This window comes from Arthrobacter sp. R1-13, assembly GCF_054161475.1.
Genome location: NZ_CP096420.1, coordinates 1,882,401 through 1,901,364 on the forward strand (window position 1 = coordinate 1,882,401; position 18,964 = coordinate 1,901,364).

The 18,964-nt window shown below is 63.3% G+C and carries 15 protein-coding genes; 5 read left to right on the forward strand and 10 right to left on the reverse strand.

Features of this window, described 5'->3' with window-relative positions; translation table 11 throughout:
• Positions 1-75 precede the first annotated feature (75 nt).
• The 6 genes from M1D88_RS08600 to M1D88_RS08625 form a co-directional block, all read right to left on the reverse strand.
• Positions 76-3,432 (reverse strand): alginate lyase family protein, encoded by a 3,357-nt coding sequence (locus M1D88_RS08600; RefSeq protein WP_458114097.1) that lies wholly within the window; start codon positions 3,430-3,432, stop codon positions 76-78.
• A gap of 38 nt (positions 3,433-3,470) precedes the next feature.
• Positions 3,471-5,021, reverse strand: coding sequence for a DUF3502 domain-containing protein (locus tag M1D88_RS08605; RefSeq protein ID WP_458114098.1), 1,551 nt, complete (start codon positions 5,019-5,021; stop codon positions 3,471-3,473).
• 101 nt (positions 5,022-5,122) lie between these two features.
• Positions 5,123-6,133 (reverse strand): carbohydrate ABC transporter permease, encoded by a 1,011-nt coding sequence (locus M1D88_RS08610; protein ID WP_458114099.1) that lies wholly within the window; start codon positions 6,131-6,133, stop codon positions 5,123-5,125.
• Positions 6,130-7,131 carry an ABC transporter permease gene (locus M1D88_RS08615; protein ID WP_458114100.1) on the reverse strand — a complete coding sequence of 334 codons (1,002 nt, stop codon included), beginning with the start codon at positions 7,129-7,131 and terminating at the stop codon, positions 6,130-6,132. The genes M1D88_RS08610 and M1D88_RS08615 overlap by 4 nt, the downstream gene beginning before the upstream one ends.
• 235 nt (positions 7,132-7,366) lie before the next feature.
• Positions 7,367-8,425, reverse strand: a complete 1,059-nt coding sequence (locus M1D88_RS08620) for a LacI family DNA-binding transcriptional regulator (protein WP_458114101.1) — start codon at positions 8,423-8,425, stop codon at positions 7,367-7,369.
• A gap of 78 nt (positions 8,426-8,503) precedes the next feature.
• Positions 8,504-8,929 carry a ChaB family protein gene (locus M1D88_RS08625; RefSeq protein ID WP_458114102.1) on the reverse strand — a complete coding sequence of 142 codons (426 nt, stop codon included), beginning with the start codon at positions 8,927-8,929 and terminating at the stop codon, positions 8,504-8,506.
• Between the two features lie 257 nt (positions 8,930-9,186).
• On the opposite strand from M1D88_RS08625, the gene M1D88_RS08630 reads away from it, so the two are divergent.
• On the forward strand, positions 9,187-10,086 hold the full coding sequence (locus M1D88_RS08630; protein ID WP_458114103.1) for an SDR family NAD(P)-dependent oxidoreductase: 900 nt from the start codon (positions 9,187-9,189) through the stop codon (positions 10,084-10,086).
• A 22-nt stretch (positions 10,087-10,108) separates the two neighbouring features.
• Here M1D88_RS08630 and M1D88_RS08635 read toward each other — a convergent pair whose 3' ends face one another.
• On the reverse strand, positions 10,109-10,900 hold the full coding sequence (locus tag M1D88_RS08635; RefSeq protein WP_458114104.1) for a TIM barrel protein: 792 nt from the start codon (positions 10,898-10,900) through the stop codon (positions 10,109-10,111).
• 157 nt (positions 10,901-11,057) lie between these two features.
• Here M1D88_RS08635 and M1D88_RS08640 point away from each other — a divergent pair, with 157 nt between their 5' ends.
• Entirely contained in the window at positions 11,058-11,627 is a 570-nt protein-coding gene (locus M1D88_RS08640; protein ID WP_458114105.1) for an MOSC domain-containing protein, read from the forward strand.
• 50 nt (positions 11,628-11,677) lie between these two features.
• On the forward strand, positions 11,678-12,616 hold the full coding sequence (locus M1D88_RS08645; protein WP_458114106.1) for a 5'-3' exonuclease: 939 nt from the start codon (positions 11,678-11,680) through the stop codon (positions 12,614-12,616).
• On the opposite strand, the gene M1D88_RS08650 is transcribed toward M1D88_RS08645, so the two are convergent.
• The 3 genes from M1D88_RS08650 to M1D88_RS08660 form a co-directional block, all read right to left on the reverse strand.
• Complete coding sequence (locus M1D88_RS08650; RefSeq protein WP_458114107.1) at positions 12,588-13,634, reverse strand: MsnO8 family LLM class oxidoreductase; 1,047 nt, start codon at positions 13,632-13,634, stop codon at positions 12,588-12,590. The two genes, M1D88_RS08645 and M1D88_RS08650, sit on opposite strands and share 29 nt — an antisense overlap.
• 103 nt (positions 13,635-13,737) lie before the next feature.
• Positions 13,738-14,313: a dihydrofolate reductase family protein gene (locus tag M1D88_RS08655; RefSeq protein ID WP_458114108.1), complete on the reverse strand. Its 576-nt coding sequence runs from the start codon at positions 14,311-14,313 to the stop codon at positions 13,738-13,740.
• A 108-nt stretch (positions 14,314-14,421) separates the two neighbouring features.
• Complete coding sequence (locus M1D88_RS08660) at positions 14,422-18,096, reverse strand: BTAD domain-containing putative transcriptional regulator (protein WP_458114477.1); 3,675 nt, start codon at positions 18,094-18,096, stop codon at positions 14,422-14,424.
• Between the two features lie 161 nt (positions 18,097-18,257).
• Between M1D88_RS08660 and M1D88_RS08665 the strand changes: the two genes are divergently transcribed.
• On the forward strand, positions 18,258-18,686 hold the full coding sequence (locus M1D88_RS08665) for a hypothetical protein (protein WP_458114109.1): 429 nt from the start codon (positions 18,258-18,260) through the stop codon (positions 18,684-18,686).
• On the forward strand, positions 18,673-18,948 hold the full coding sequence (locus M1D88_RS08670) for an SRPBCC family protein (protein WP_458114110.1): 276 nt from the start codon (positions 18,673-18,675) through the stop codon (positions 18,946-18,948). Before M1D88_RS08665 ends, M1D88_RS08670 begins: the two co-directional genes overlap by 14 nt.
• Positions 18,949-18,964 lie beyond the last annotated feature (16 nt).

The following is an 18,964-nucleotide window of genomic DNA, read 5'->3' on the forward strand; positions in this document are numbered from 1 at the left end:
GCGACACTCAACGCCGCCAGAAACCGGCTGCACGCGTGTCGCACCGCCCGCTAGGAACCGCCTTCGGGCTGCTCGTCAGAAAATTTCCAGGCCTTCGAAAACCCCCTTGGTGAGTAGGCGCTGGCTCCCGGAGCAGACAACAAGCCCAATGTAGTAGGGCGCGTCGCCGAAGCCCGGCAGCTCCTGCTCGGCCAGACCGGTCCAGGTGATGCCGTCCACTGAAACTGCCGCCGTGAAGACGTTGCCCCTTCGTACCAGCCGCACCCACGTCCCGCTAGCGCCGCCGCTGATGGTGGCGCGTCCAGCCACCACAGGACGACGGATGAATTCGCCTCCTTCGGCCGGGGCGAGGACTGTCGCAGCCATGAGGTCGAACGGGGAAAGCGACTTCGACATGATGACGCCTATTCGTGAACCCTGGGCTGCATCTACCCGGTCAGCAACGCGGGCAGTAATCGTTTTGTTTCCCTGCACCGTTTGGTGCGCCACGTGGGCAACCATTCCCTGGTTGTTGACGTTCAGTCCAGGTCCGGCACCTCGGACAACGAACTGTCCTTGATTCTCATGGGCGACACCTGCCACATGAAGGGCAACAACACCCACAGGGCCGAGCATGCGTTCATCCAGCACAAGGTCGCCGAAATCTGCTGAGCTCCACGGGGATGGCAGAGGCTTTCCTACCGTGATCCTGAGTGGTGCCGACGAGGATCCAGCTCCCACAGTCGACTCGAATATGCCCGCTAACCGGGGCGTTCCCGAGATGACGCCCGTCCTGTGGTCGGCGGTCGCCCCAGGCGGGAGATTCCGCCCCCAGTACCGGCCGGAAGCAGGCGTTGACGTGATCCGGTATTCAAAACCGGCTCCGAGGGTCGCAAAGGCCTCGGCGGCCTGCATGGCAGGTGCAACCGCCTCGGGCATGGTGGCTGAGACGGCTTCCGAGTCCGGCCCTTCGCCGGAAAGGTTGGTCTTGGCCAGCTTGAAAAAGTAGAGACGGCCGGGAACGCCGCTGGGGTCCGAATAGCTCAGATGCACACCAAAACCGACCGGTCCGACGTCGGCCGCTATCGTCTTATAGTCCCCGTCGGGCGATTCCGAGCGCTTAACCACATATCTTGCTGCCGGATCGGGGTCGCTCCAGGAAAGTTCAATCGCAGACACGCTGGCAGACGCTGTAGGCCCCTGCGCCATTCCTTCTGGTTTTGGCACTGACCACCGGCCCACAGAGACGTTGTCGAATGTTGAGGTTCCGGACTCCAGGTCCCCAAGACATGAACAACTGGCGAGGCCGGCATAAACGTCGCCTCGAAGATCCAGCTCCAACGAACCAACTTCTGTCCATGATTTTCCATCAGGGGAAATGGAGCCTGCCACCCGTTTTCCCATGCGGGCGATCCGCACCCAGTACGGCATGCGCAGGCGGTATCCGTCGCCTGCACCTTCAACATACGGGGCTGCCAAGGGAGTAGCCGACTCCGGCAGCGACCCGTGATCCATGATGGGAAAGCCGGCCTTGGCGGTAATTGCCTGCTGCTGGGTGGGCGGCACGGGAACGCTGCCGCTTCCATTGCTGGGACCACCCGTTGCTGTTCTTGTGGTCCAGACGCCGCTCCAGGTGTGGAGCGGCAGGCCTTGCAGCAGCATTGCGGCATGCACCGACCCCGCATCGAGGGATGATCGGATCATCACCCCGACCTTGGCGTACTGGGAACTGAGGGGATGGACAATCCGGGCGATGACAGCCCCTTCGTCCGGGAGGCGGGTATAGGTAAACCGGAAGCTGTCGGCATTCCCGGCGATGTCGCTGCCGTGGTCTTCGGTGGTGAAGCGTTCGCCGTCGAAGACTGCATTCCCCGCTTCGGAGGTAGTGCCGATTGCTGCAGTTGCCCAGGCGTCAGGAAGTCCCGTTGTGCCCGCTACCGCCGCTGAATCTTCGCTGGTTCCTGCCTCGTTCGCAGCTGTGACGGCGTAGTAGTAGGTACGCCCGGAACGTGCTGTACGGTCCTCGTATTTCGTGTCCGGCACCTCGGAGGCAATCACGGTGAAGTCTCCACCAAGGTGCTCGGTACGTTTGACGCTGTAACTGCTCGCAGTTGCGCCACTGACGGGATCAACGGAACCCACCCACGAAAGCGATACGGCGCCGCCGGTCCCGGATGCGCGCAGGCCACTGGGAAGGCCGGGGGCGGATGCAGGCACTCCGATCGGCATTGCCGGACGGGCATAGGTCAGGGTTCCCCAGCCCGGGTCATCCTCATGCCAGCCTTCAATCACCCTGGTTCCGCCGGCCCCTCGAAAAACAACCCCGCTGGTGCCCGGGGCGGAAAGTCCCAGGCGGCTGACGTAGTGGGAGTAGGCCAGTTCATAGATGGGACGGAGCTGCCCGCGCCCTGTCGGTGAAACTGTTTGCTTGAAGTATTTGCCGGTGCGGTCCAGGTCGGCCACGAAGGGAACGTCATTGAAACCGAGGTTGTAACGGGCGTTGTATTCATAGCCCGCGAGGATCCGGTTGTCCGCCATGCCAAAAAGGTTTACGCCTTGGTTCCAGGCAACCTGCGCACAATATCCGAGCAGGCCCTGGCCAAGCTGTTCGTGGGGCTGGTCCCGCCCGCTCTCCTGCCCCTGGCCCGATTCGTTGACCACGCGGTTCAGGACTGAGCCGTTACCCGAGCCGTAGGCGGCAAAGCGGAGGCCATTCTCGAACATCACCCTGTCCTCGCTCAGAACGGCTATGGCAAGGATTGTTTGGAGTGCTGCATCATCCCAGTTCCCGTTGGCAAAGAGCGCATAGCCGGACAGGGATTCGTACCAGACACTTCGCAGGGAATCCACACAGGCCTGGAAGTCCTTCTCGGGCCAGCCGTTGTAGCCTGAATGCCTCAGCAGCTCGGCAGCGTTCGCGAACTTGAAACCTTGAAGTCCTGAGCCAAGCTGCCCATCGGCGCCGGTGATGGACTGCAGGCTGCGCGCCCAGGCATTGAGGATGTCGCGCGCTTTGTCAGCATGCCGATGGTCTCCTGTCAGAGTCCACATCAACGCGTTCTGGTAGGACGCTGCGGCATCCCCTACTGACTGGCCTGTGAAGTTTGAAGGTCCCCGCCCCCAGGACTGAATCTGGCCGGTGTTCTGGACCTTGTAGGAAAACGAGGAGCGCGGGTTCGCCGCCATGGCCAGAAAGCCGTCGTAGATCGGGGACTCTTTGGCCGCCACAGCTTTCTTCATCCGCTCCAGGTCCTCGGCGCGATGCAGAATGCCGGGGTGACTGAGGGTACGCCCGGGGCCTGGCACTGTGGACGATTGGTAGCCCCCCTTCACAGACGGGGCCGCCTGCGCCGCGTCCATGAAGGCGAACTGGTAGACGCCTGCGGCTACTCCCGCGAGTCCTGCAGACTGCAGAAGACTGCGCCGGCTGAATTCGAACTTCTCTGTTTTCATCTATTGGGTCCTTGGAGTGGGTTCAGGAGGGGGACGAGTCAGGCCTTCTTGAGGTGGGCGTTGGCCTGTTTGTCCATCTCCTCCTGGAGTTTGGCGACCCCGGCGCCGTCTGCGGCTTTCTTCAGTTTGTCGAGTTGGGAATCAACGTCGACGACGCCATAGAAGAGCGGGTTGGCGAATTGGGTGATGACGTTGGTCATGGCGGCAACCTGCTGCTTGACCGGGGTGGCGTCAGGAATGAAGGACGCGAAGGGATCGACGGTGAAGTTGTCGAAGTTCTGGGCCCATTCGAAGATCTTCTCTTCGGTGGCACTGATGCTGAGCGACTTCCGCTCCAGGCTGGCCCGCCATGACAGTGCGTAGCCAGGAAAGGCATAATCGCTGAGGGGCTTGAATTTGTTGCCGTCCGCGGGTTCCCAGTCGGTGCCTTCGATGCCGTAGGAGATGAGATCGTGGTTCTCCTTGATGGAGAGCCAGTCCTGCAGTTGCATCGTCCGGTCCAGGTTGCCGCCCTTGGAATTGACTACCACCATGTTGTCGGCCTGGAACGTCTGGTTGGGTTTGGCCGACAACCCGTCCTTGAGCGGCATGATGTTCGCGAGGGCGGCAGCGGGGACAGCTTTCTGCAGCGTGCTGAGGGTGTTGCTGGATGTACCGTCCGTCATGGCCCAACCCGCAGCATATTTGCCGGCCGTCCACTGGCTCTTCAGGGTGGCGGCGTCGGTGTTCAAGGCGTCGGCGTTGATAATGCCGTCGTTGTAGTACTTGCGGATCCGGTGCAACGCCTCCACCACCCCTTCGTCGTCCCAGAACGGCGTCGGGGCGGAGGACCCGGTCATCACGGCGTCTTTGGCCAGCATGAAGAACATGCCCTTGCCGCTGAACGCCCGCGCAATGGTGTCCGGATTTTCCCAGGACGTGGCGTTGAACATACCGGTGGGCACCGGCAGCGCATGGAGGTAGCCGCTGTTGGATGCCGCGCCGTAAGCCACGGTGCCGTCGTTTTTCTGCTTCACCGCGTAAAAGTAACGCTCCAGCTGTTCGAAGTCCTTGATGGTGGAGAAGCCGAGGGCGTCGGCGAGGTCCTGGCGGATGACGAAGTGCTGGACACGGGCTGCGCTGTTGACCTGCGGGATGCCCCACAGCTTGCCGTCCCAGCTGTTGGATTCCAGCAGCTTCGTTGGCAAGGTGGCACTGAGGTTCTTGTACTTGGGGATTTCAGTGGTGAGGTCGGCAAGTGATCCGCTCTGCTGCAACTGGGCCATGTTCAGCCACAGCGCCTGCAGGGCCGAGTCGAACTTCTCACCGGCCGTGAACTTCAGCAACGACTGCTGCTGGTAGTTGGACCAGTTGATGAACTGGGCATCCAGCTCGAAACCCCGATCAGCCTTGAGCTTGCCGTTGACTTTGGCCAGGACCGCATTCCAACTGGTTGGGGCGGTGCTGGGGAGCACCGCCGTCGAAGTTCCCGTAACGGGGCCGCCCGAGGAATTGCCGGACGTGCCACAGCCGGCGAGTGCCGCTGCAACGCCGAGGCCTCCGGCTAGGCCAAGGAAACCGCGGCGGGAAACTGCTGGGTTAGCGATCATGTGGTGCACTCCTTTGTACGCTGGCACCGGCGGGCCAGGGAACTTCTCTTGGTGGGTGATGAAGACGGAACGGAGAGAAACTGATGGGTGGGGTCTGTGGCTCAGCCCTTGGTCGCGCCCAGGGTGAGTCCCTTGACGAAGTAACGCTGCGCGAAGGGATAAGCGAGCAGGATGGGGCCGATGGTCACAACTGTCAGGGCCAGGCGCAGCTGGTAGATCGGGGCCACGGAACCTGATCCGGGGAGCGTTGCTGCATTAGTCACGTTGGCAATGAGGTTCTGCAGCATCAGCTGGAGCGGGTATTTGTCCGGGTCGGAAATGAACAGCATCGCCGTGAACCACTCGTTCCAGTAGGACACGGCATAGAACAGGCCGATGACAGCCAGGATTGGTTTAGACAAAGGCAGAACGATCTCAAAGAACACCCGAAGCTCGCCGGCGCCATCCACTCTTGCGGAGTCGAGGATTTCCTCCGGAAGCTGACGGAAAAAGCTGACGGCTACGAATACCAGGAACGGGGCCATCATGTGCGGAAGGATGACGGCGAACCAGTTGTTCTGCAGGTGCAGCACCTGGGTGACGAGCAGGTACAGGGGCACCAGTCCGCCGGTAAAGAGCATCGGAAGGTACGCGAAGATCGTTAGAGGCCGGCTGATCCGAGGCATGCCCCGGGCAATCACCCAGGACAAGGAGGCCGTCGCGCTGAGTGAGAGCGCCGTGCCGATGAAGGTGATGAAGAGTGTGGCCGCGTAGCCCTCGAATACCGCCGTCCCGGAGAAGATCGCGACGTAGGCGTCCAGCGAGAAGGGTTCGGGGAAAAAGCTGTAGCCGCTGCGGGCCAGGGTGGATTCAGCGGTCAGCGATCCTGCCACGATCATCCACAGCGGGATGAGGGCGAACAACCCAAAGACGGTAACTCCGACATAGCTCACAGCCGTGAACGGTTCAATGCGCAGTCTCTTGCGGCGGCCGGGCCCGGACCTCAGCGAATCACCAGTACGCGGCGCCGGCGTCTTTGCTTTGACCAGGGTCCGTCGCGGCCGCCGGGGCACAGTCTTATCAGCTTCCACGATGTCCACCGGGATCATTTTCGGGGTTATGGATGTGCTCACAGGATGCTGCTTTCTTTCGAGTAGCGGCGCTGGATGAGTACTGCCGCCGTGACGAGGATGAACCCGACAACCGACTGGAACAGTCCAATGGCGGCCGTGGTGCCGAAGTCACCGATGGTCCTCAACGAACGGAATACATAGGTGTCGATCACGTCGGTGGTGGAGAACAAGGTGCCGTTATCGCCGATGATTGCGAAGATGGTGCCGAAGTCGCCGTAGAAGATCCTTCCGACGCCGAGCACTATCAGGATGGCCGCTGTTGGCTTCAGCAGCGGCAGCGTGATGGACAACGCCATCCTGGCCCGGCTGGCGCCGTCGAGCATTGCGGCCTCATAAACATCTTCGGGAATGGCAGTGATGGCCGCGAGGAAGATCACCGACATGTACCCGCCCAGCTGCCAGACCTTGACAATGGTGAGGATCCAGGGCCAGGGACCGGGCTCGGTGTACCAGCTCACCTCCGGAAGACTGAAAAGCCCCAGGGCGTCATTGACTGCTCCCCCATGCCCGCCAGCCCCGGCAAGAATGACCTGCAGCATGATGCTGATGACAATCGGGGAGACGAAGTACGGGAAGAAGATCGCGGACTGCATGAACTTCTTAAAGACGCGGGCGCGCAGTTCATTGAGCATGATCGCCAAGGCAAGCCCTGCCCCCAGCGTCGCCGCAAGGAACAAAACATTCAGCACCAGGGTGTTCAGGACAATCGCCGGAGCATCGCCGCTCTCGACAAAGTACTTGAAGTTATCCAGACCGCTCCAGGGGCTGCCGAAAATGCCCTGACTGACATCGAAATTCTTGAAAGCCACCACCAATCCGGCCATCGGGGCGTACGCAAACACCAGGAACCACGCAATTCCCGGAGCGGCCAGCAGCAGCAACACTCCGGAGCCCCGGGACCGCTGGCTGCGCGTGCGCTTCGTCTGCGGCTTGCGGGCGGACGGGGCACTCCGAGAGGACAGGTCAGCCGCCCCTGGTCTCCCTTGTTGGGCCGTCATGCTCTCTTGCATGGCACTCTCCCTTGAATGTAGATGATGTAGGTCGCGGGGATCTGGATGGAACAACAGGGAAATCGTTATCCTGCCTAACAGTCCAAACCCTTGCCGGGAAGGTAGGGGTGGGGGTCAGTGGAATTGGAAATCGCCCAGATTTGCCTGGTGTGAGATCCGCATCACTGATATCGATATCAGGCTAAGCCATGCTTTGGGATAGCGCAATCCCAAACCTTGGGAATTAAGGTTCTATGAAGGTGGGTGGCGAGACTGCGCTGCGGCGTGCGTTTGCAGAGGCTGTCGACTCGCGCTCCAGCAGGAGCGGCACAGCTGTGGAGTCCTGAACCGCATCGGGAACCGCCAGGCTTTGCTGCAGCAAACCAAACGCTCTGCCGCCCAGGCCCTTGAAGTCCGGGGCTACTGTGGTCAGGGCGGGCCAAGTGAATTCACTGAAAGGCTGGTTGTCCCAGCCGACAATGGAAACGTCCTGGGGCACCCGGATTCCCTTCTCCAACAGTGCCCGCATGGCAGCGACAGCCAGGCCGTCGTTGGAACAGAACAGCGCGGTGATGTCAGGGTCGGAGGCGATCCGAAGACCCTGCTGGTACCCGGAGTGCGCGGCGCGGGAGGCTTCGAGCACAGCTGGAGGGGCGATCCCGGCATCGGTGAGCGCGTCCTTCCAGCCTTGGTATCGGCCTGAGAACTGACTGAGGGGGAAGAGACCCAGATGGTGGACGGTGCGGTGCCCGAGCCCCAACAGATGCTCCGTTGCCTGGCGTCCGGCAGCATATTCGTCGATGAAAGCGTAGGGGAAGCCCGCTTGGCCGGCCTGGAATCCTGACGCGGCAACGGTGGGAACGGTTTTGGGCAGCTGTTGGAGCACTTCAGCTGCCGAGGGGTCGAAGTCCAATACGATAATGCCGGCGAGTTGCTGTTGCAGGACCAGTTCCAGGGCAGCCTGAACATCCGGAGGATCAGGAGACTTCACCGCGGAAATGACGATCGTATAGCCGGCAGCCTTGGCCGCTTCTTCAATTCCGGCAATGGTGTAGGCGTAACCAAAGGATTCCGTGCTTGCTGCGAAAATGGCAACCACTGTCCGCTTACCGCTCTTGAGGGCCCGGGCCAGTGGACTCGGGTGGTACTGGAGCTCCTTAATCGCATCCAGTACGCGCTTCCGGCGCTCTTCACTGACGGGGATGTTCCCGGTCAGCACGCGCGAAACCGTCGGCACAGATACCCCAGCCAGCCGTGCGACGTCGGCAATGACGGGCACCCGCTCGTTCTTAGCTATCCTCATTGTTCCGCCCCAGTGGTCCGGCTTCGATGTCTCAGCGAAAGGTTACCCGAATAGCGGTGATATCGATATCAAGACGGATTAATCCGCGCGCGCCTTCCGCGTTGCAGCGTCGTTGGCCTTCTGCAGCGCTTTGACCAGCTGATCCTTGTCCATCTTCGAACGCCCCGGGACGTTCAGTTCCCGGGCCCGCTTGTAGAGGTACTCCTTCGAGGCATTCGCATCCACGCCTCCGGCGGTGGGTACGGAGGAATCGATACCTTCCTCCGCGCGCTTGTCGGACGGGCCACGTTTCCTCTTCGGCTCCCAGTGGTCCCCCACTTTCTCGTAGCTGTGCTTGAGCGATGCGTAGGCAGCGCGGGCTGCCCGGCTCTCGTCATTGTCATAGCTTTCGAGGGCAGCATCGTATGTTTTGGCGAAGGTGTCCTGGGCTTTCTGCTCAGAGCGTTGCAGGGTGGAGGGAAGCTCTTCCTTGCGGGCGTGATCATTCTTTCCGGTTTTTGGCACTGCACCCACACTCCTTTCATCAGCAAGCTGATTATCCGGATGTAACCAGCTTAACCACCGTTGGCTTTGCCCGGACCACCGGCGCTTGCTTTGCCCACTGTTCCGGGCCCGCCTCAGCAGCCCCGGTGTCCCGGCGACCGTCCCCTCGCCAAACTGAGGGAATCGTGCTGGGATGTTGCTAGGTCCGGCTCCTTCGAGCGGACCATTCAGACCGTGGTCGCCCTCAGGGCGAGCATCGCCTGACCGAGGAGACATCAATGCCATCCATGGACGGACGGGTGGCGCTCGTGACGGGAGCCACGGGTGGCATGGGCAAGGCAATCGCGACGGCGTTGGCAGGCGAAGGCGCTACGGTGGCGGTTGTAGGGCGCTCAACCGCCCGAGCAGAAGAGGCGATGCAGGACATTATGATGGCTGTTCCCACAGCGAAGCTAGAGCCGCTTGCCTGCGACCTTTCAAGCCAGGCATCCATCCGCTCTGCGGTAAGCGAGTTCCTTTCCCGGCACCACAAAGTCGACGTATTGGTCAATGCTGCGGGGGTGTTCCGCAAGGAGCGGCAGGTAACCCCCGAAGGGCTCGAGATGACGTTTGCCACCAACGTCATGGCCTACTTCCTCCTCACAAACCTGCTTTTGGACGCGCTCAAAAGGGCTGCGTCCACGGGAGACGGCGCCGATGCCTCAGGGTTCGGCCCTACCGACGGCAATGTGAACACGTCGCGGGTGGTGAATATCGCATCGCGGTACTCGAATACGAAGATCGACTTCGACGACCTCCAGACCGCGAAAGGCAAGTACTCGTACCTGCGCTCGACACCTCCTACGATGCTCGGACGCGTGCTTCTGACCCAGGAGTTCGCGGAACGGCTACAAGGAACGGGCGTCGTTGTAAATGCAGTCCACCCCGGCCTGGTCAAGGACACAGCCCTGCTCCAGGACGTCGGCGGGCCGTTCCGCTGGATAACCAACAAATTCGGCAAGCCGGCAGACAAGGCCGTTGACACCGCCGTTTGGCTAGCGACGGCCCCGGAGGCGGCTGCGGTCTCGGGCAGGGTCTGGTCCAAGGGCAAGGAAATGCCGACTCCGGGCATGGGTTCGGACCCGGAAGCCCGAAAGCGATTCTGGGATGCGTGTACCCGCCTGGCCAATCCCGGCTGAGCAGGGCAATCCCGCCGTTGTGTCAGGCAGTGGACACATCCACGACTGCATCCCTGATGTGGCGGAGGGATTCTGCTGAGTTACCGGTGGACGGCGTGTATTCGAGACCGATGCCTCCCCGGTATCCCAGCTCTCTGAGAGTGCGGACCTGTTTTTTCCAGTCCACAAGCCCGGATCCCGGTTCGTGGCGGCCGGGGTGATCGGCCACTTGGACGTGGCCTATGAGCTCAACAGAGCCGGCGAGAACATCTGCGGGGTCCTCATCCATCACCACAGAGTGGTAGAGGTCGTAGAGCATTTTGACGTTGGCCGACTCCACGTCGCGAAGGATCTCAAGCGCCAGCGGGGTTGAACTGAGGTAGGTGCCAACGTGGTCAATCCGGCTGTTCAGGTTCTCGAGGACCAGGGTGATTCCAGCTTCCTCCGCGTAGGGTGCAGCGGCCCGCAGAGCATCGGTCAAAGCCTTCCTCTGCCCGACATCGGTGGCAACTTCCCGGGTCTCCCCCGCCACCAGAACAAGATTGGGAATCCCAAGCCGCTGCGCGATTGGGAGCGACTCCGTCACAGCCGTGACGAACTCGTCCAGCCGCGCGGGGTCAACAGCACGGCTCTGGGGCTCACTGACCATGGTGACGGTCGAGAGTCCTGTTTCTCCCAAAGCCCGTTCCATCGCGTCTACGTCCTTGTTGCGCCAGAACCAGAACTCCACCGCGTCGATGCCGGACTCTTTGACAGCCCTCAGCTGCGGGAGCGACATCGGCTCGCCGAACTCGCGGAAGAGCATCTCGGTGCAGACCGATAGTTCGTAAGTCATTCGCTGGCCTTTCTCCGTGTTCTCGTGGAAACAACCGCTAGGGAGATTATGCCCAACAACCCCTGCAGAGTCCGCATGGGAGTCCCCGCTCTCGCTCCGGAGAGGCATCGGCCACTTAGCATGGAAGAGGGCCGACGGGATGGAAGGGGTTTGAGCGGTGAAGAGCTACAGGTACGACGTCGAGATCATCCACCTGCTCGTGTCTCCGGAACACGCCTACTTCGGTCGGGCGAAGGACGGAGCCGCGGACGTCCCAACTTCAGACGCCGAAAGGGTGGAACTGGTGGCCGGAAAAGGGATTGTCGGTGATCGGTTCTTCGGCAAAGCCGCCCACATGGATGCGGCAGTGACGCTGTTCGCCGTCGAGGCCCTCGAATCGATTGCCTCAGACCTCGGCGTTGGACCCCTGGATCCGCTCCTGACACGGCGCAACATCGTCTTCAGAGGCGCCCATCTCGCCCCGCTTATCGGAGAGGAGTTCGCGTTGGAATCCCATGGAGCTCTGATCCGGCTACGGGGTGGACGGCCTGCCCACCCGTGCGCCTGGATGGACAAGGTCCTAACTCCCGGGGCACATGCGGCGATGCGTGGACGTGGAGGCCTGCGCTGCCAGACGCTTTCGGACGGCATCCTGCATCGTGGGCCGGCCACACTGCTCAGTCCTGTACCCCTGGAACCTGAGCTGGCCGGCACGGCCACGTTGCTGAGACCAACACGGTTGCCGTAAACCCACTGAGCCGAAGAACCTGGCGGCCCGGATCTGTGTCAGGATCAGTTATGCCTGACCGCCTGATGCTGCTCGACACTGCGTCGCTGTACTTCCGAGCCTTTTATGGCCTGCCCGATACGATCCGCCGCTCCGACGGCACACCGGTGAACGCCGTTCGCGGCCTCCTGGACATGATCGCGAGGCTGACTACCGACTACGACGCGACGCACCTCGTTGCATGTTGGGACGATGACTGGCGCCCGCAATGGCGCGTAGACCTCCTCCCGAGCTACAAGTCGCACCGGGTCGTCGAGGTGGTAACGGGCGCTGCCGATGTTGAGGTGGTGCCGGATGCGCTTGAGGCGCAGCTTCCACTGATTCGCCGGGTACTGGAGCTCGCCGGCGTCGCCGTGGTGGGGGCTCCCGAGCATGAGGCGGACGACGTCATCGGCACCTACGCCAGCCACGCTGACCTTCCTGTCGATGTGGTAACGGGTGACCGCGATCTCTTCCAAGTGGTCGACGACGCCCGTCAGGTGCGCGTCATCTACACCGCCCGCGGGATGAGAAACCTGGAAGTCGTCACGGAGATCGTCATCGTGAGCAAGTATCGTGTACTGCCCCAGCAGTATGCCGACTACGCAACCCTCCGCGGCGACTCTTCGGACGGGCTGCCGGGCGTTGCCGGCATCGGCGAAAAGACTGCTGCCTCATTGCTCAAGGAGTACGGCACCCTCGATGGGCTTTTGGAGGCGGCGTTGATGGCGGGGAGCGGGCTGTCTGCGCCGGTTCGCTCGAAGCTCGCCGCGGCCGCTGACTATCTCATGGTGGCGCCAGCAGTCGTAAACGTCGTCCGCGACCTGAAGCTGCCGACGCTCGAGGAGGCGGGGGCACAGTTGCATCCCGTTCTCAGCGATTCGCGCGCCGAACTTGAACATCTGGCCACAGAGTGGAACCTCGGCGGCTCCGTCAGAAGGCTCATCGAAGCGCTCGACCGGCGCGACTAAGGCTTTCGGTGTCCGTATGGCCACTTCGCGAGAAGATCCTGGCCAACAGCCGGTCGGATTCTGACTGGCCTGCTACGTCGAAAGCCCCTCCGGTGACCAGCAGTTCGTCGGCTCCCGTGGCTTCGGCCAGGCTTTCAAGCTGGCGCCGAACCTCGGCGGTGGTGCCGTAAATCGACGTCGACAGGCTGCTCTCCACGGCAGCCAACTCGCGGGGAGTGAGCCCGCTCCCCAGGGCGCTACCTGCAGGCGCCAGGGCAGCGAATTCGCCTGTAGTCCGGGACCGCGCAAGCGCGATCGCTTCAGGCAGCAGCAGGTCCCTGGCGTCATCCCGGCTCGAGCCGACAGCAATGTTGACGGCAACCATGACGAAGGGCTTGTCGAACCAGCGTGATGGACGGAACCGGGCCCGGTACCTCTCCAAAGCCTGTATCTTTCCGCTCTGATCGGCCTGGAACACCGCTGGCCCTCCTAAGACCACCGCCAGGCCGGCGCGAGCAGCAATGTCGATTCCGGATCCGGTGGCCAACACGAAAACCGGAGGGAGCGTAGCGTTTCGGGGGCGTACAGTGACCGGTGCCGAACCGGACAGGTAGCCGAGGAGTTCGGTCAGATCATCTTCAAACCGTTCCGCGTCCTGCTTCCCGTTCTTCAGGGCTTTCCGGACAGCCTGTGTGAAACCAAGGGAGCGGCCCAAGCCGAGGTCGATCCGTCCGGGATGAAGGGCCTCGAGCGTTGCTGCCTGCTCTGCCACCACGAGCGGCTGGTGGTTGGGAAGCATAATGCCGCCCGAACCGACCCGTATGGAATGGGTCCGGCCGGCAATAGCCGCCATAAGGACGGCGGGGACTGATCCGGCAATGCCAGGTACTGCATGGTGTTCGGCGACCCAAAATCGGTGGTAGCCCAGTTCCTCGGCGAGCACGGCGCGGTCCAGCACCTGATGCAGAGCATCCGAAGGGGGAAGCCCCACCCTGGTGTTGGCGCGGTCGAGAATGGATATCCGTGCGGGTAGGGGCATATTGGGTTGAACCACGTCCGTCCCGGAGGAATTCCTCCTCGACGCTGGAAGCTCGTAGGCGTGGACTCAAGGGCCGGCCGAACGTCCTTGCAAGGGAATGGATTTACCGGTACCCGACTGCATATTCGAGCTCGATCAGCCCTTTGTCGTACGGTTTCGCGCTGAGCAGGTTAAGCAGAATTGGATCGTGGCCGGCGGGAAACACTCCCCTGCCCTCCCCGATCGCGACGGGCATAACAACAAGGCGTACGCCGTCAACTTCGCCGGCGGTGAAGAACGCCTCGCTCAAGGTGAGGCTGCCCCAGAGAACTATGGTGCCCTCGATCTCGCTCTTAATCCGGCGGATCGCCTCCACGGCATCGCCGGACTCAATGGTTGCCTCCTGGTAGTCTCCCCACGGTGCCTTCTCGAGCTGCCGTGAGAACACAAAGCGGCGGAGCCCGTTCAAAGCCGGCGCAATGATTTCCCCCTCTGATGCAGGCGTGGACCAGTACTCCACAAACATCCGGTACGTGGATGCTCCGAGCACCATGGCGTCGACAGTGTCGAGCCAGGTGAGCTGGTTGTGGTCGAACTCCGCGGTGCCACCCTCGAGCAGTTCGTACGCGTTGAACTCGTTGTTGGCGTTGGCTGCGAACCCGTCTGCGGTCACGAACTGCTGGACAACCAGTTGTCCCATGATCGACTCCTCCCTTGCGTCGTTCGAGGGACTTTACGCCGGGCCTGGACAGCCTTCAACCCCTGCGCCTATGCCAATCGTTACCTGCCCTGGCCGAACGCCGCGGCGTCAAAGAAGCTGAGCGACGGCCGCCAGGTTCCCCTTGGCCTGATAGCAGCGCCGAGCTTTCACAAGTGCAGCCTCCCCGCTGGCGGGGTCGCCCCGGGCAAAGTAGACGTCAGCCACGATCCGGTGCACGTCACCGCGCAGGTTCGGCATCTCTGCCGGCGCCCATCGAAGAGCCTCGAGGGCGAGATCAATTGCGCTGTCCGGATCTCCCGACGCCGCGACTTTCGCGGATGCCGCTGCGGAGAGGGCCTGTGCCTCTACGGCCTCGGCCGGTGCTGTCGCGGTTGCCAGCGCGGCCAGCTCGGCGGTCTCGTCGGGGCGCCCCTTCTCGTGCAACAGCAGCGACAGACGGGCGGCGGCCACTGGCAGCTTTTCCCGCTCGCCGGTACGTCGGGCAGTGTCGAGCCAGGTCCGCACGGCGGCTTCGGCCTCGTCGAGGTCACCGGCGAGGAGCTCGGCCGCTCCCCGCGCCGCGGCCACGAACATGAGGAGCCGCGGCGCGTGCAGGGCCTCCCGCACCGCCCGCTGGGCTCGGTCCAGCAGCTCCCGGCCCTCGTCGAAGCGGCGGTCCATCGCGCACAGGACGCCCGAATGGATCAACAAGCCAGGGTGCTCCATCCCGGGGAGAGCGAAGGAGTCGATCTCGGCAAGGCACTGGCGCACCGGCACCGGGCCCAAGGTCAGAGCCTCTGCCAGCACCCAGCGGTTGGCCATCTTCTCCCGCATGCTGTCGGCCTGGTCGGCGAGTTCGATATTTGCCCGGAAAGCCCGCTCCGCCTCGATGAGACGCCCCTGCCTCAGCCGAATACAGGCCTTTAGAAAAACTGCGCGGCAGCGGCCACCGTCGTCGTTGCGTACGGAGAAAAACGCTTCCGCCTCGGCGGCTTCCCGCTCGATAGACGACAACGGCAAGGGTTCCGGACCGATGATGAACTGGATGCGGGCGTGCTCGAGGCTGGCCGCCCGTGCGGCCACGTCGTCCCCCGCGGCGGCGGCATCCTGGGCCAGCTCGAGCAGGAGTTGCTGTGCCTCGGCAAACCGGCCGAGCACGAGGTCGACTTCGGCAAGGCTCTGGGTGAGTGCAGCCCGCTCCGGGTCGCCGCTTGCCATCATGGCGCGCGCCCGGGACAGCAGGTTCTGGGCCGCGGTCTCGTCGACCCTGGCAACAGCGCGTCCCCCCGCGCAGGAAAGGTGCGCAACTGCCTGAGCTGCCAGCGACTCGTCGGCGGCGCCGATGGCCCGAAGGTTGAGCACCGCTTGCTCCAAGTGGTAGCCCACCACTTCGTCGAGCCCTGCTTGCCGCTGCGAGCCGTCCAGGAGCCACTCGGCATAGCGTCGGTGCAGCGCGGCGCGGTCCGGGTGCGTCATGGAGCGGTAGGCCGTGAGCCGGATCAGCACGTGCCCGAAGCGGACCACGCTGCCCTTGTCCCTTGTCAGCAGGCGCCGGCGCTCGAGGGCGGAGAGATGCCGCTCGATGTAGGTCCTTGCCTCGTCCGGCAACAGTGCTGCAAGCGCATCGCGGCCACAGTTGTCACCGACGACGGCGGCCACTCTGAGCAGGTCCCGCTCGCCGGGTCCGAGCCGGTCCAGTCGCGCCGCAAGAAGGGCACGGAGCGATGCCGGGAGCGCGTCGAGGTCCGCCTCCCCCTGTGCTGCCAGGAGCTGTTCTGCGAACAACGGGTTGCCGCGGGCGCGATCGATGATCGTGGTAACAGCGTCGTCGTCGATCCCGGGCGCCCGGGCGCGCAGCAACGTCGCCACATCAACCGAGGGTAGCGGCTCAAGGACGAGCGCGTCAGTCCACTCGGCGCGCTGGTCCAACAGCTCGGAACGGCCGAGACACAGCACGAGCAGCCTGCCGTTCCCGGACCCGACAATCTGGTCGACAAGGTCGAGCATCGTCGGCTCGGCCCAGTGCAGGTCGTCGAACACCAGTACGAGGGGGTGCGCGACCGAGAGTGCATCCAGCAACCGCACGGCCGCGCGCAACACGGCCGGCACGTTGACCGTGCCGTCAACCAGACCCAGCCCTGCTGCCACCACCGGGGCGTCCTCTGGCAGGAGCTCGTCCAGCGCCGGCCAGCCACGGTCGCCGGCGGCGTCGAGGAGGGCCTCCCGGAGCGGCAGGAACGTGATTCCCTCGCCGTATGACGCACAGCGGCCCCAGACTACTAAGGCTTCGCCATGCACGCTCTCGGCGAATTCTGTGGCGAGCCTGGTCTTGCCGATGCCGGCCTCGCCCACCACTAGGCATCGCCTCGGTCGCCCCGACCGGACGGCCGAGCGGAAGGCAGCCCGGATCCTGGCCACCTCCTCCGCGCGCCCCACCATCATGGAGTCAAAGCGGAGCCTGCCACGGGTGTCATCCATCATCCCGATGACCCGCCACGCCGCGCCCGCACCGGGTACGGGGACGACAACGGCCGCACCCCGCACCAGCTGGAGGGCCCGCGGGCCAACGAGGACGTCGCCGTCGCGCACGAGGCGCTGGAGCCGGAAGGCAGAGGTAACCGCTGGACCTGACACCATGTCCGCAAGCGACCCACCCGAGCCGGTAACGACGATGTCGCCGGTTTCGACGACGATGCGTGCGGCATGGCGAACAACCCGTTCGTCGGCCGTCCCGATCCGGTCGCAGACTTCGACGGCGGCACGGACCGCCCGCACGGCGTCGTCCTCGTGCGCGACCGGGAACCCGAAGAAGGCGACCATCAGACCACCGACGACAGACTCAACCCGCGCCCCATGAGTGCGCAACACGTCGGCAGCGACGGCGTTCGCACGTGCGCCGGCCGCCACCAGTGCCTCAGCGTCCATATCCTCGGAATCCTCCGAGGCCGGCACAATCTCGAGGCCGACCACTGTGACCATACGGCGTTCGTTGGGCAGCCAGCCTCCTGCCGAGGTGCGTGTCGGGGGCCGCCGCCCCAGCGAGGGGTCCTGGCGGAGCACCGCGGCCTCAATCTCCCGCAGGTCGGGACCAGGTTCGACGCCGAGCTCGTCCATGAGTAGATCCCGGGCACCGCGGTACGCCGCCAGCGCGTCGGCCTGTCGGCCCGCCCGGTAAAGGGCGAGCATCTGGAGGCCACGCAGCCGCTCCCGGAAGGGATTTTCGGCGACGAGCGTGTCGAGCTCAGCAATCACGCCGTAGTCCCGGCCCATCTCAAGATCGGCCTCTATCCGGGCCTCGAGCGCCACCAGCCTCAGCTCATCCAGAGTGGCGATAGTGCTCTGGGCGAACGGATGGTACGTGAAATCAGCGAGCGCCGGGCCGCGCCAGAGCGCCAGCGCATCCGCGAGGAGTTTCGATCGCCGCTCCGCCGGCTGGCCCGCGGCCTCATCGAGGAGTTGCTTGAAACGACCGGCGTCAACGTCCCTGGGCTCGATGGCGAGCCGGTAGCCACTTCCCTGAGTGACCAGCAGTGTCGGGCGTCCTGGGTCTTTGCGGTCGGGTTCGAGCAGCTTCCGCAGCTTCAAGACATGCAACTGCACAACGGTGCTTGCGGTTGCGGGTGGCTGCTCGCCCCACAGCTCGTCGACGAGGCGCTCGGACGGTACGGCGTCGCCTGCATGCAGGACAAGCATCGCGAGGAGCGCACGGGCACGGCCGGCCGGTACTTCGAGGCGCCGGTCTCCTTCGCGAACCTCCATCGGCCCGAGGATGCGGAATTCCACCAACAAGCCTCCCCGCCAGTTCCTTCCGCACACCAATCTAGCACCGCCGCACCCGGCGCTAACGAGGCCTTACCCAGGCTTTAGCGAGGCTTTAGCGGCCGGGCAGACCCTAGAAGAAAGCGATCCCCCAAAAGAAGAAAACGGAGAGAAGGAGAGACACCATGAACGCAACATTCGTTTACGTCGGCAACTATAGGATCAAGGAAGGAAAGGTTGAGGATGCGCGGAAGCACCTAACTCAGCAAACCGAGCTCTATGAGACAAATGAGCCGCGGCTCATCTCGTTTCACTTCTACATCGACGACGACACACGCCAGGTGACGTGCGTCCAGGTACACCCGGACGCGGATTCCATGGCGACCCACATGGAGCTGATCAGCAAGCACCTCACGGCCGGCCTGGACTGGATGGATGCGATCGAGCTCGAGCAGTACTACGGCGAAAAGTCGCAGCGCCTCGCAGAGCTCCTGGAGCCTTGGTCTGCCCCGCACATCCCGGAGCGGTACCTTCCGGAGCATCTGGCAGGCTTCAACCGCAGTACGGTCCGCCACCTTCCGAACCCGGTTCAAGCCGTTCATGGGACAGCCTGAAGGGACGGGCACCGTTAAGGTGTACGAGCCCCCGCGCACGGTGGTGCTCACGTCGCAGATGGGCAATATGAAGCCTGTCCTGACACTCACCGTGGAACCCGACGGCGGCGGTTCGCGAATCACCCGCCGTTTGGACATGGAGCCCAAGGGGATGCTCCGGATCGTGGCGCCGTTCACCGGTGGAATGATGCGCAAGCGTAACGCAGCCTTCCTCACCAACCTCAAGCGGGTCCTCGAAGCCAACAACCCCGAAAAACCATGATTCAAAACGGCCCAGG

Coding starts and splice junctions, on each gene's coding strand:
- M1D88_RS08600 (WP_458114097.1), bottom strand. CDS start 3,432: ATGAAAACAGAGAAGTTCGAATTCAGCCGGCGCAGTCTTCTGCAGTCT.
- M1D88_RS08655 (WP_458114108.1), bottom strand. CDS start 14,313: ATGGGACAACTGGTTGTCCAGCAGTTCGTGACCGCAGACGGGTTCGCA.
- M1D88_RS08635 (WP_458114104.1), bottom strand. CDS start 10,900: ATGACTTACGAACTATCGGTCTGCACCGAGATGCTCTTCCGCGAGTTC.
- M1D88_RS08650 (WP_458114107.1), bottom strand. CDS start 13,634: ATGCCCCTACCCGCACGGATATCCATTCTCGACCGCGCCAACACCAGG.
- M1D88_RS08630 (WP_458114103.1), top strand. CDS start 9,187: ATGCCATCCATGGACGGACGGGTGGCGCTCGTGACGGGAGCCACGGGT.
- M1D88_RS08615 (WP_458114100.1), bottom strand. CDS start 7,131: ATGACGGCCCAACAAGGGAGACCAGGGGCGGCTGACCTGTCCTCTCGG.
- M1D88_RS08665 (WP_458114109.1), top strand. CDS start 18,258: ATGAACGCAACATTCGTTTACGTCGGCAACTATAGGATCAAGGAAGGA.
- M1D88_RS08670 (WP_458114110.1), top strand. CDS start 18,673: ATGGGACAGCCTGAAGGGACGGGCACCGTTAAGGTGTACGAGCCCCCG.
- M1D88_RS08645 (WP_458114106.1), top strand. CDS start 11,678: ATGCCTGACCGCCTGATGCTGCTCGACACTGCGTCGCTGTACTTCCGA.
- M1D88_RS08620 (WP_458114101.1), bottom strand. CDS start 8,425: ATGAGGATAGCTAAGAACGAGCGGGTGCCCGTCATTGCCGACGTCGCA.
- M1D88_RS08605 (WP_458114098.1), bottom strand. CDS start 5,021: ATGATCGCTAACCCAGCAGTTTCCCGCCGCGGTTTCCTTGGCCTAGCC.